The 12,775-nt window shown below is 61.7% G+C and carries 8 protein-coding genes and 3 tRNA genes; 9 read left to right on the top strand and 2 right to left on the bottom strand.

The features are described 5' to 3' along the window. Nucleotides 1-40: 40 nt before the first annotated feature. Together ACMGGN_RS02875 and ACMGGN_RS02870 are read left to right on the top strand one after the other, a co-directional pair. Complete coding sequence (locus ACMGGN_RS02875) at nucleotides 41-1,756, top strand: proline--tRNA ligase (RefSeq protein WP_046787972.1); 1,716 nt, start codon at nucleotides 41-43, stop codon at nucleotides 1,754-1,756. Between the two features lie 20 nt (nucleotides 1,757-1,776). Then, complete coding sequence (locus ACMGGN_RS02870) at nucleotides 1,777-2,730, top strand: hypothetical protein (protein WP_115274059.1); 954 nt, start codon at nucleotides 1,777-1,779, stop codon at nucleotides 2,728-2,730. Between the two features lie 30 nt (nucleotides 2,731-2,760). Here ACMGGN_RS02870 and dinB read toward each other — a convergent pair whose 3' ends face one another. Further along, nucleotides 2,761-3,819: a DNA polymerase IV gene (dinB, locus tag ACMGGN_RS02865; protein WP_161872653.1), complete on the bottom strand. Its 1,059-nt coding sequence runs from the start codon at nucleotides 3,817-3,819 to the stop codon at nucleotides 2,761-2,763. A 220-nt stretch (nucleotides 3,820-4,039) separates the two neighbouring features. On the opposite strand from dinB, the gene ACMGGN_RS02860 reads away from it, so the two are divergent. From ACMGGN_RS02860 to ACMGGN_RS02840, 5 genes are all read left to right on the top strand, one after another. Further along, a tRNA-Met gene (locus ACMGGN_RS02860) sits at nucleotides 4,040-4,116 on the top strand. Nucleotides 4,117-4,252: 136 nt separating this feature from the next. Continuing rightward, nucleotides 4,253-4,329 (top strand) — tRNA-Met (locus ACMGGN_RS02855). A 138-nt stretch (nucleotides 4,330-4,467) separates the two neighbouring features. Further along, a tRNA-Met gene (locus tag ACMGGN_RS02850) sits at nucleotides 4,468-4,544 on the top strand. 246 nt (nucleotides 4,545-4,790) lie between these two features. Then, complete coding sequence (mprF, locus tag ACMGGN_RS02845; protein WP_414156451.1) at nucleotides 4,791-7,433, top strand: bifunctional lysylphosphatidylglycerol flippase/synthetase MprF; 2,643 nt, start codon at nucleotides 4,791-4,793, stop codon at nucleotides 7,431-7,433. Continuing rightward, nucleotides 7,433-8,725, top strand: coding sequence for a virulence factor family protein (locus tag ACMGGN_RS02840; protein WP_414156450.1), 1,293 nt, complete (start codon nucleotides 7,433-7,435; stop codon nucleotides 8,723-8,725). The genes mprF and ACMGGN_RS02840 overlap by 1 nt, the downstream gene beginning before the upstream one ends. 38 nt (nucleotides 8,726-8,763) lie before the next feature. Here ACMGGN_RS02840 and ACMGGN_RS02835 read toward each other — a convergent pair whose 3' ends face one another. Further along, nucleotides 8,764-10,662: a potassium transporter Kup gene (locus ACMGGN_RS02835; RefSeq protein WP_414156449.1), complete on the bottom strand. Its 1,899-nt coding sequence runs from the start codon at nucleotides 10,660-10,662 to the stop codon at nucleotides 8,764-8,766. Between the two features lie 236 nt (nucleotides 10,663-10,898). Between ACMGGN_RS02835 and rimO the strand changes: the two genes are divergently transcribed. Further along, complete coding sequence (gene rimO, locus ACMGGN_RS02830; RefSeq protein ID WP_414156448.1) at nucleotides 10,899-12,230, top strand: 30S ribosomal protein S12 methylthiotransferase RimO; 1,332 nt, start codon at nucleotides 10,899-10,901, stop codon at nucleotides 12,228-12,230. 84 nt (nucleotides 12,231-12,314) lie between these two features. Beyond that, nucleotides 12,315-12,770 (top strand): GNAT family N-acetyltransferase, encoded by a 456-nt coding sequence (locus ACMGGN_RS02825; protein WP_046787965.1) that lies wholly within the window; start codon nucleotides 12,315-12,317, stop codon nucleotides 12,768-12,770. Nucleotides 12,771-12,775: the final 5 nt, after the last annotated feature.

Raw genomic sequence — 12,775 nt, 5'->3', positions numbered from 1 at the left:
GGGGTCATTTCAATGTCTTAGGCAATCGACACGGCTAACCATGCGCACCAGTCAATATTTGCTCGCCACCCAGAAAGAAACCCCTGCCGACGCAGTGGTCATCAGCCATCAGCTCATGCTGCGTGCCGGCATGATCCGCAAGCTGGCTTCCGGCCTGTACACCTGGCTGCCGATGGGCTTGCGGGTAATGCGCAAGGTCGAAGCCGTGGTGCGCGAGGAAATGAACGCCGCCGGCGCCCTGGAAGTGCTGATGCCCAGCATCCAGCCCGCCGAGCTGTGGCAGGAGTCCGGCCGCTGGGAACAGTACGGCCCTGAGCTGCTGCGCCTGAAAGACCGCCACCAGCGCGACTTCTGCGTCGGCCCGACCCACGAAGAGGTCATCACCGACCTGGCCCGCAATGAGCTGTCCAGCTATAAACAGCTGCCGCTCAACATGTACCAGATCCAGACCAAATTCCGTGATGAGATCCGCCCACGTTTCGGCCTGATGCGCGGCCGCGAATTCATCATGAAGGACGCCTATTCCTTCCATGCCGACCAGGCTTCCCTGCAGGAAACCTACGACCGCATGCACCAGGCGTACAGCAACATCTTCACCCGCCTGGGCCTGGACTTCCGCCCAGTGCAGGCCGACACCGGCTCCATCGGCGGCAGCTACTCGCATGAATTCCACGTATTGGCCGAGTCAGGCGAAGACGACGTGATCTTCAGCGACAGCTCCGATTATGCCGCCAACATCGAGAAGGCCGAGGCCATCCCGCGCGAAACCGCGCGCCCGGCCCCAACGGAAGAACTGCGACTGGTCGATACCCCGGACGCCAAGACCATCGCCCAGCTGGTCGAGAACTTCGGCCTGCCGATCGAAAAGACCGTCAAGACCCTGATCGTGCGCGGTGCCGAGGAAGGCAAGCTGGTCGCCCTGATCGTCCGCGGCGACCACGAGCTCAACGAGATCAAGGCCGCCAAGCTGGAACAGGTCGCCGACCCGCTGGTCATGGCCACCGATGCCGAGCTGCGCGAAGCCATTGGTGCCGGCGCCGGCTCCCTCGGCCCGCTGAACCTGCCGCTGGAATGCATCATCGACCGCTCGGTTGCCCTGATGAGCGACTTCGGCATCGGTGCGAACATCGATGACAAGCACTACTTCGGCGTCAACTGGGAACGCGACCTGCCGGTCCCACAGGTTGCCGACCTGCGTAACGTCGTCGAGGGCGACCCGAGCCCGGATGGCCAAGGTACCCTGGTGATCAAGCGCGGCATCGAAGTCGGCCACATCTTCCAGCTCGGCACCAAGTACAGCGAGGCACTCAAGTGCCAGGTACTGGGCGAGAACGGCAAGCCAGTGGTGCTGTCCATGGGTTGCTACGGCATTGGCGTATCCCGCGTGGTCGCCGCCGCCATCGAGCAGAGTTATGACGACAAAGGCATCATCTGGAATGACGCCCTGGCCCCGTTCCAGATCGCCCTGGTACCGCTGCGCTACGAAACCGACGTGGTTCGCGAGGCCACCGACAAGCTCTACGCCGAACTGACGGCCGCAGGCTTCGAAGTGCTGCTGGACGACCGTGACAAGAAGACCAGCCCAGGCATCAAGTTCGCCGATATGGAGCTGATCGGTATTCCGCACCGCATCGTCGTCAGCGACCGCGGCCTGGCCGACGGCAACCTGGAATACAAGCACCGCACCGAACAGGATGCTCAAGCGCTGCCACTCAATGAAGTGCTGACCTTCCTGCAGGCCCGCGTTCGCCGCTGATAATCAATGCACGAGTGATCATGTCCAAGCGAAGTACCTTTACCCTGGGGGGCGCCGCACTGTGCGGCGCCCTGCTCCTCAGCGGCTGCGCCAACCAGATGTCCCAGCGCAGCGAGCACGAAGAGCGCGTCGAGCGCAAGCTGCTCGAACACACACTGCAGATTGATGTCGGCGAGCCCAAGGTGATGGAGCTTCCGCAGCGACGTGTACGCGTCAATGAACAGAGGCGCTTCGAGGTCACCGAGTTCGAAGTTACCCGCCGCTATGACCGGTATACGCCCTACCAACCCTGGCGGGAAGTCTACGAAATCCCGCTGGGCGCGGTGGCGGTGGTGGCCGGCGTAGGCGCCAACGTGGTCAACGTGTTTGCATTGGGCAACCTGCCGCAGAGCATCACGCACGACTGGCTCAGTTATGGCGTGGCCGGGCTCAACCCGTTCATGAACGTGCAGTCCAACGGTCGCGCCCAGCAGAACCTGGCAGGGATCAGTGAGCTGCAAAAGGACAAGCGCGAGGAGTTCACCAGCCTGCCCTGGAGCGAACGCCTGGTCGAGGTAAAGGCCGGCAAGATGACCCACGCGCTGACCACCGACAGAAACGGCGTGCTACGCCTGAACCTGCTGGACAGCCCATTCTCGGAGCAGCACCTGAACCACGTCGGCACCCTGCACCTGCAAGTGGTCGATGAAGACAACGCAGTGCGGGGCGACGCCAGCCTGCTGGTCAGCGCCACCCTGCGCAACAAGCTGCGTGAAGCCCATGAGTTGATTTTCGATGACCTGGAAGACGACGATGTCGGCCAGTGGGTTCACCGGGTCAAGCGCCTATCGGAGCTAGGCCTGGAAGAGGAAGCCAGTGAGATGGAGCAGAGCCTGATCGAGCTGACCCGCAACGATCCGGAGCTGCAGCAGGAGTTTCTGCAGGCACTGACCAAGGCTACCGGCCGGTTGGTGGCTGACCCAGGCGCACATTAATGAAAGAGGGGCTGCAATGCAGCCCCTCTTTCATTTGTCCGCGAACAACTCTAATTGCTCGTGAGCCCCACGCAAGTCGCGCAACCTCACCCCTACCCCTAGCAATCTCACCGGCTTGCCACCCCGGGCGAATGCTTGCCGTAGCAACTGCCGGTAGCTGTCCAGATCCCTACCCGCCCCTGCCTGCTCCAGGGTGGTCTGGCTGAAGTCATGGAATTTGACCTTGACGAAAGGTTTGTCCGGCCGATAGCTACTGTCCATACGAGCGATCCGCTCATTCAGGCTGTTCAGCAGTTCAGGCAAGCGCTCCAGACAACTGGCCAGATCCGGCAGATCCGTATCGTACGTATTCTCCACGCTTACAGACTGCCTACGGCTATCGTTGTGCACGGCGCGATCATCGATACCCCGCGCCAACCCCCAGAGGCGTTCACCGAAACTGCCGAATTCACGCATCAGCGCCAACCGCGACCAGTCACGCATGTCCAGGCAGGTGTCGATACCCAGCCGGGCAAGCTTGTCTGCGGTAACCTTTCCGACACCATGCAGCCTGGCGACAGGCAATGCGGCGACAAAGGCCTCCACCTGATCAGGCGTAATCACGAAAAGACCGTTGGGCTTGCGCCAGTCACTGGCGATCTTGGCCAGGAACTTGTTGGGCGCCACCCCAGCCGAGACAGTAATGTGCAGGGTGCGCGCAACACGCCTGCGAATATCTTCGGCGATGCGCGTGGCGCTGCCGGCGAACCATTGGCTGTCGCTCACATCCAGATAGGCCTCATCCAGTGACAATGGCTCGATCAGTTCGGTGTAGTCGCGGAAGATGCCGTGGATCTCGCGCGATGCTTCGCGGTAGGCCTCGAAACGCGGTTTGACGATCAGCAAGTCAGGGCAAAGCTTCAGTGCATGGCGGGAGGACATGGCCGAGCGCACCCCATAGGCACGCGCTTCATAATTGCAGGTGGCAATCACCCCTCGATGATCCGGCGAACCACCCACAGCCATGGGGCGGCCGACCAGGCGCGGGTCATCACGCATCTCGATCGCGGCGTAGAAACAATCGCAGTCGATGTGAATGATCTTGCGCAAAGACATGGATGACCGTTAGCACTGTAAATTCATACAGATAGTACCGCATGCTCTGTCAGCGAGACAGCCAGCGCAGGAGCGCGCGCGACAATTGGCCTGAAAGCCCCGGTGCTCCTGACCTGCCTGCCTTATTGAAAGGCTAAGGGTTTGAACGAAAACGGTTTTTTTAAACTAAATGCTTGACAGGGGCGGTTAAATCCGTAGAATTCGATCTCACAGGCGCGGGATGGAGCAGCCTGGTAGCTCGTCGGGCTCATAACCCGAAGGTCGTCGGTTCAAATCCGGCTCCCGCAACCAGATTCGAGAAAAGGCCACTGTTAACGCAGTGGCCTTTTTCTTTTGCCTGAAAAATAGTCGGCGATTGAAAACTCAAGAAAATCAATAAGTAACGCTTGACACTCCGCGCTTTCACTGTAGAATTCGTTTCCACAGGCGCGGGATGGAGCAGCCTGGTAGCTCGTCGGGCTCATAACCCGAAGGTCGTCGGTTCAAATCCGGCTCCCGCAACCAGATTCGAGAAAAGGCCACTGTTAACGCAGTGGCCTTTTTCTTTTGCCCTCGAAAAGCGGGCAACGCGTTAATAATTACTGGTCAATCAAAAGTAATGCTTGACCATCCTCTTCAAAGCTGTAGAATGCGCACCTCTGACGCGGGATGGAGCAGTCTGGTAGCTCGTCGGGCTCATAACCCGAAGGTCGTCGGTTCAAATCCGGCTCCCGCAACCATATTCGTCAGAACAAACCCCGCCTGTGTAACAGCAGCGCGGGGTTTGTTGTTTTTCCCCGCCTGAAAATCTGGATTCATTCAGCCAAGCCCCGGCCTTGTGAGGCCGCTTTCTGGATGAACTATCTTTAACCCTGCCAAAGGACTGAAAGTCACGTTGCCCGGAGTAATATCTGGATACGTTTCCATAGGGACTTTCACTTGGCCGCCCCCTCCCCCTACCTCGCGCTGCTTGCCCGGGGTAACTCATGACCGACCGTAACCCAGAACACCAGGCACCCATAGCCTCAACCCTGCCCACAGCTGCCCAGCGCTTGCCGTGGCTGGAGCGAGTGAGCCGCTATCGCCAGCCCATCACCCTGGCAGTTACCTTGGCGCTGTTCGCAATGGCACTGATAGCCTGCCGCCACTTGCTCAGTGAACTGGATATCCATGCTCTGCACGATGCGATACTCAGCGTGCCCACCCGCTCGTTGGCCGGCGCGCTACTCGCTGCGGTTATCGGGTTCTTGATCCTGCTGGGATATGAATGGTCGGCCTGCCGTTATGCCGCCGTGAAGTTGCCTGGGCGTACGCTTCTGTTAGGCGGTTTCAGCGCATTTGCCATTGGTAACGCCATTGGCTTGTCGATGCTCTCGGGCGGTTCGGTGCGCTATCGCCTGTATGCTCGAGAAGGCCTGGGCGCTGCCGAAGTCGCGCGCATGACAGTGTTTGCCAGCCTTTCTTTGGGCTGCGCCCTGCCCCCTCTGGCGGCACTGGCCACGTTGAGCAACTTGCCAGCTGCGGCTACCGCCCTGCACCTGCCCACCCCTGTACTGGCCACAGTCGCTATCGGCGTGCTTGCACTGACCGCCGTCCTGGTGACTGGCCTGTATCGCCGACGCCTGGCAGAGCAGCCGCTACCAGACAGCCTGCTGGTGCAACTGGGGCGCCGGACGCTGCGCCTGCCCGGCGCACGGCTGGCTGCACTGCAACTGGCAATCACCGCGCTGGATATAGCCGCCGCCGCGACCGTCCTTTACCTGCTGCTCCCGCAAGCCCCTCCGTTTGGCACATTCGTCCTGGTCTACCTGCTGGCACTTGCAGCCGGTGTACTTAGCCATGTGCCTGGCGGCGTCGGGGTGTTCGAGGCGATTCTGCTCGCAGCCTTCGCCAATCAGCTCGGCGCCGCGCCACTGGCCGCCGCACTGCTACTGTACCGCTTGATCTATGTGGTACTGCCATTGCTGCTGGCCTGTGGGCTGCTGCTGGCCAATGAAGCCAAGCGCCTGCTGTTTGCGCAGCAGGCGCTCAAGGCCGCCTCCGGGCTGGCTGCACCGGTGCTGGCGATACTCGTGTTTCTCTCCGGTGTGGTGCTGTTGTTCTCCGGCGCAACACCGGAAATCGACACCCGCCTGGAACACATGGGCTTTCTGGTACCGCACCGCCTCATCGATGCCTCGCATTTCGGTGCCAGCCTGATTGGCGTGCTGTGCCTGTTGCTGGCCCAGGGCTTGCGCCGACGCCTGTCTGCCGCCTGGCTACTGACTACCGTACTGCTCCTGGTTGGCGCGCTGCTGTCGCTGCTCAAAGGCTTCGACTGGGAAGAGGCCTGCCTGCTGACCTTCACCGCTGCCCTGCTCGCGTTGTTCCGCCGTTCGTTCTACCGCCCAAGCAGGCTGCTGGAGCTGCCGTTTTCCCCGGTGTACCTGGCAGCGAGTGCCTGCGTGGTCGGTGCTTCAGTGTGGTTACTGCTGTTTGCCTACCAGGACGTGCCCTACAGCCATCAGCTGTGGTGGCAATTCACCCTTGACGCCGATGCCCCACGCGGCCTGCGCGCCGCCATGGGCAGCGCAGTACTGTTGCTGGTCGTGGCCCTGACCTGGCTGCTGCGCACTGCCCGGCCAGTCATCCACCTGCCAGACGACGAGGAGATACAGCGCGCCAACCGTATCCTGCAGGTTTCCGACCAACCTGACGGCGGCCTGGCGTTGACCGGTGACAAAGCCCTGCTGTTCCACCCCAATGGCAACGCTTTCTTGATGTACGCGCGCCGGGGCCGCAGCCTGGTGGCCCTGTACGACCCGATCGGCCCGGCCCAGGAACGTGCCGAGATGATCTGGCAATTCCGCGATCTATGCGACCTGCACCACGCCCGCCCGGTGTTCTACCAGGTGCGTGCCGAGAATCTGCCGTTCTACATGGACATCGGCCTGACCGCGCTCAAGCTCGGCGAAGAAGCCCGAGTCGACTTGCGCCGCTTCGACATCGAAGCCAAAGGCAAGGAAATGAAAGACCTGCGCTACACCTGGAACCGCGGCGGCCGCGATGGCCTGAGCCTGGAGATCCATGAACCGGGCCAGGCCCCCATGGTTGAACTCAAAGAGATCTCGGATGCCTGGCTCGGCGGCAAGAACGTGCGCGAAAAAGGCTTCTCGCTCGGGCGCTTCAGCCCTGAGTACCTGCAGCATTTTCGCATCGCCCTGATTCGCTACCAGGGCCGGCCAGTGGCGTTTGCCAACCTGCTTGAAACTCACAGTAACGAACTGGCCAGCCTCGATCTGATGCGTGCCCACCCCCAGGCGCCGAAGCTGACCATGGAATTCATGATGATCGGCCTGATCCTGCACTACAAAAGCCATGGTTACGGCCGTTTCAGCCTGGGCATGGTACCGCTTTCCGGCTTGCAGCCACGGCGCGGCGCCCCGTTGGCCCAGCGCCTGGGCTCGATGGTGTTCCGTCGCGGCGAACAGCTTTACAACTTCCAGGGGCTACGCCGCTTCAAGGACAAGTTCCAACCGGACTGGGAACCCCGCTATATGGCCGTGCCGGCCGGGCTCGACCCGCTGGTGGCACTGGCCGACACTGCCGCCCTGATTGCGGGCGGCCTGACTGGATTGGTGAAACGTTGATGATCCGACGCTACTGGCTGTACCTACTGATACCCCTGCTCTTGGCCGCATTGGCTGGGGCCACTGCCTTCTGGTTGGGGGCCCGACCGGCCCCAGAAGCACGCCTTGAGCAACTGACCGTCAATGACACCCGCATCACCCGCGTCATCCCGGGCGTGCATGCCAAAGCCTGGGTGGCCATCGGCGTACCCCAGGATCAGGCGCTGACCGACAAACAGTTGCTTGACTTGAGCAAGGCCGGTGAGGCTCAGCTGGTGCAAGTCATCCTGCCGCCGGGGGCCTGCAGTAACCAGCAGCAATCGATGGATAAGGCCATGACCCTTCTGGCCGAAAAACCGACCCTGGTGGCCGGTATCGGCCCTGGTGCAAGCCAGGCCTGGCGTTGGCTGGCCACACAGAATGACGACAAGGCCCGCGCCATCTCCGTGAATTTCAACATGGAGCAGCCCAGCTGCGCTGCAGCCTTGCCCAAGTCCGCCCCTCATGGTCACTGGAGCGTCGCCTGGAACGACAACCCGGATGACGCCAGCGCCGCCTTCGTGCGCGAACAGCGCAATGCCGACACCAGCATCAGCGACTACGACATCCACCTGCCACAACTACTCAAGGCGCAACTGACCCAGGCCTTGGTCGGCCACGATGGCAACGCGCTGGCAATCCCGGTCGTGGAAGTGCCTGCCGGGCAAACCACCGGCACCGTTACCCTGTTCCTCTCAGGCGATGGTGGCTGGCGCGACCTGGACCGCGATGTGGCCGGTGAAATGGCCAAGCTTGGTTACCCGGTGGTCGGCATAGACACCCTGCGTTACTACTGGCAGCACAAGACACCCGAGCAAAGCGCTGCCGACCTGTCGGCACTGATGCAGCACTATCGTCAGAAATGGGGTACCAAGCGTTTTGTGCTGACCGGCTATTCGTTCGGTGCCGACGTGCTGCCGGCGATCTACAACCGCCTGCCTGCCGAGGACCAGCAACGTATCGATGCGGTGATGCTGCTGGCCTTCGCCCGCAGTGGCAGCTTTGAGATCGAGGTCGAGGGCTGGTTGGGCAAGGAAGGTCAGGAGGCGCCTACCGGGCCGGAGATGGCCAAACTGCCGGCGCCCAAAGTGGTATGCATATACGGTGTGGAAGAGGCCGATGAAAGCGGTTGCACCGACAAGACTGCAGTGGGCGAGCGCATTAAGCTGCCCGGTGGGCATCACTTCGACGAGAACTATCCGGCGTTGGCCAAGCGCTTGATCGATGAAATTGAAATACGCCAGGGCAAGTCCAGCGTGGCAGAACAGAACTGAGGCGTAGCGAGGGGCCGCGTTGCGGCCCCTCGCTTTGATCAGATCTCGACCTGTGTACCCAACTCGATCACCCGGTTGAGCGGCAGGTTGAAGAAACGCAGGTTACCGTTGGCGTTCTTGAGCAGAAACGCAAACAGGTTGCCCCGCCAGCGCGACATCCCCTCAAGACGCGACGCGATCACCGTTTCGCGGCTTAGGAAATAAGTCGTACGCATGGGGCTGAAGTCCAGGCCGTCCAGGTGGCATAGCTTCAGTGCCGCCGGCACATCCGGCTCATCCATGAAACCGAAGTGCAACAGCACCCGGTAGAAGCCATCACCATAGGCCTCCACTTCAAAGCGCTCCTGCTCGGGCACCCGTGGCCGGTCTTCAATCACAACCGTCAGCAGTACCACCTGGCTGTGCAGCACCTGGTTATGCAACATGTTGTGCAACAGCGCATGCGGGACGGCATCGGGCCGCGCAGTGAGGAACACGGCAGTACCTTCTACGCGGTGCGGTGGCTGTACGCGAATGCTGCTGATGAACACCGGCAACGGCAGCCCACCCTCATCAATTCGCTCGACCAGAATCTGCTTGCCGCGCTTCCAGGTGCTCATCAGCAGGAACAGCACACCCCCGGCCAGTAACGGGAAGGCGCCGCCCTGGACAATCTTCGGCACGTTGGCGGCGAAGAACAGCCCGTCGACCAGCAGGAAACCAATCAGAATCGGTACCGCCAGCACCGGCGGCCACTTCCACAACAACAGCATCACCGCCGACACCAGGATGGTGGTCATCAGCATCGTGCCGGTCACCGCCACGCCGTAAGCGGCCGCCAGCGCACCGGATGATTCGAAGCCGATCACCAGCAGCACAACGCCTGCCATCAGCGTCCAGTTCACTGCTGCGATGTAGATCTGCCCCTGCTCGTCGCTGGAGGTGTGCTGGATATGCATACGCGGGATATAACCCAGCTGGATAGCCTGGCGGGTCAGGGAGAAAGCACCCGAGATCACCGCCTGCGAAGCAATTACCGTGGCCATGGTCGCCAGCCCCACCAGCGGCAGCAACGCCCACGTCGGCGCCAGCAGGTAGAACGGGTTGCGCGCAGCGTCAGGGTTTTGCAGCAGCATCGCGCCCTGGCCGAAATAGTTGAGCACCAATGCTGGCAGCACCAGGGCGAACCAGGCACGGGCAATCGGCTTGCGACCGAAATGGCCCATGTCGGCGTACAGCGCCTCGGCACCGGTCAGGGCCAGCACCACAGCACCGAGAATGGCCACACCCATGCCCGGGTGCACGATGAAGAAGTTCACCGCCCAGCCCGGGTTGAACGCCTTGAGCACCTCGGGGCTCTGCGAGATGCCATGCACCCCCAGCGCCGCCAGCACCACGAACCAGGTGACCATGATCGGGCCGAACAGCTTGCCGATCTTCTCGGTGCCATGCTTTTGCACCAGGAACAGCGCCACCAGCACCACCAGCGAAATCGGCACCACCCAATGGTCGATACCGTCGAATGCCAGGCCCATGCCCTCTACTGCCGACAGCACCGACACCGCCGGGGTGATCATGCTGTCGCCGTAGAACAGCGAGGCGCCGATCAGGCCACAGATGACCATCAGCGTGCGCAGGCGCGGGTAGGCCGCCGTAGCCCGCCGCGCCAGCGCGGTCAGGGCCATGGTACCGCCCTCTCCCTGGTTGTCGGCGCGCAGGATGAACATCACGTACTTGAACGACACCACCCACAGCAGCGACCAGAGGATCAGCGACAGGATCCCCAGCACACCATCATGATTGACCGGCACCCCGTAACCGCCGGTGAAGACTTCCTTGAGGGTATACAACGGGCTGGTACCGATATCGCCGTAGACCACCCCAACAGCTGCCACCAACAGGCTCAGCGACCGCGTCGCCCCCTGCCCGCCCTCGGCGTGACTGCTTGCCTGAACCATCGACCACTCCCGCAAACGGCCATCTAGACCGGTAGAATTCTGCCTCGCGCCAGGGGATCGCACATGCCCCGACGCAACGGCGCGAAGCATAGCGCAGCGTTCGTCGCATTTGTGCTGGTCAAGCGACCTTGCGCTCGCTAGAATTGCGCACTTTTTGATCAGAGGCGCCCAGAAGCGCCCGTCAGGATCGCCGCCGTTTCCGGCCGGGCGACCTGTATTCAATACCGAGGTTAGTCATGTCCACCACTCCCGCCACCCCCAAGGTAGGGTTCGTCAGCCTGGGTTGCCCAAAAGCCCTGGTAGATTCCGAGCGCATTCTGACCCAGTTGCGTATGGAAGGTTATGAAGTCGTGCCCACCTACGAGGATGCCGACGTAGTGGTGGTCAACACCTGCGGCTTCATCGACAGCGCCAAGGCCGAGTCGCTGGAAGTGATCGGCGAAGCGATCAAGGAAAACGGCAAGGTCATCGTCACCGGCTGCATGGGTGTCGAGGAAGGCAGCATCCGTGACGTGCACCCCAGCGTGCTGTCGGTCACTGGCCCGCAGCAGTACGAGCAGGTAGTCAATGCCGTGCACGAAGTGGTACCGCCACGCCAGGACCACAACCCGCTGATCGACCTGGTACCGCCGCAGGGCGTCAAGCTGACCCCGCGCCACTACGCCTACCTGAAGATCTCCGAAGGCTGCAACCATAGCTGCAGCTTCTGCATCATCCCGTCGATGCGCGGCAAGCTGGTCAGCCGCCCGGTCGGCGAAGTGCTGAGCGAAGCCGAACGCCTGGTCAAGGCCGGCGTCAAGGAGATCCTGGTGATTTCCCAGGACACCAGCGCCTACGGCGTGGACGTCAAGTACAAGACCGATTTCTGGAACGGCCGCCCGGTCAAGACCCGCATGCTCGAGCTGTGCGAAGCGCTGAGCAGCCTGGGCGCCTGGGTGCGGCTGCACTACGTCTACCCGTACCCGAACGTCGACGACGTGATCCCGCTGATGGCCGCCGGCAAGATCCTGCCGTACCTGGACATCCCGTTCCAGCACGCCAGCCCGAAAGTGCTCAAGTCGATGAAGCGCCCCGCCTTCGAAGACCGCACCCTGGCGCGCATCAAGAACTGGCGCGAACAGTGCCCGGAACTGGTGATCCGCTCGACCTTCATCGTCGGTTTCCCGGGTGAGACCGAAGAAGACTTCCAGTACCTGCTGGACTGGCTGACCGAAGCCCAGCTCGACCGCGTCGGCTGCTTCCAGTACTCGCCGGTCGAAGGTGCGCCTGCCAACGACCTGGGCCTGGAAGAAGTGCCGGATGACGTCAAGCAGGAGCGCTGGGATCGCTTCATGGCCCACCAGCAGGCCATCAGCAGCGCACGCCTGCAATTGCGCATCGGCAAGGAAATCGAAGTGCTGATCGACGAAGTCGAAGAGCAAGGCTCGGTCGGCCGCAGCTTCTTCGATGCACCTGAGATCGATGGCAGCGTGTTCATCGATGGCGACCATGGCTTCAAGCCGGGCGACAAGGTCCGTTGCCGGGTGGTCGATGCCGACGAGTACGACATGTGGGTCGAGCCTGTTTGAGGCTGCGCACGTAGAAGGAGCCCCGCCCACTGGCGGGGCTTTTTGCATCTATGGTTTCCTCAATGACCACCGAGGAACACCGGCATGCATTTGGCATTGACGCTGCAAACACCCCACCTGTGTGATTACCCGGAACTGGTTCAGGTCTGGGAGAACTCGGTGCGCGCAACCCACGACTTTCTGCCTGACGCTTATATCCTGCTACTGCGCGACCATGTGCTACGCAAGTACCTGGACGCCGTCATGCTGGTCTGCTGCAAGGACCGTCAGCGCATCTGCGGCTTTGCCGGTGTCGCCAATGGGCGTGTGGACATGCTGTTCGTCGCACCCCAATACCGTGGCCGAGGCGTGGGCAGGCGCTTGCTGCGCTATGCCATCAGCGAACTGAACGCGCAATGCCTGGATGTCAACGAACAGAACCCCCAAGCCTTGGGCTTCTACCTGCACGAGGGCTTCGAAGTGATCGGGCGCTCCGAAACAGATGGCCTGGGGCAGCCCTATCCATTGCTTCATATGAAGCTGATTCGTACAGCGTCCTAGGACTT

Source organism: Pseudomonas sp. BNK-30 (assembly GCF_047456185.1).
Classification (GTDB): Bacteria; Pseudomonadota; Gammaproteobacteria; order Pseudomonadales; family Pseudomonadaceae; genus Aquipseudomonas; species Aquipseudomonas putida_E.
Note: the sequence above shows the minus strand (reverse complement) of the source record. Positions and strands in the feature narration are given on the sequence as shown.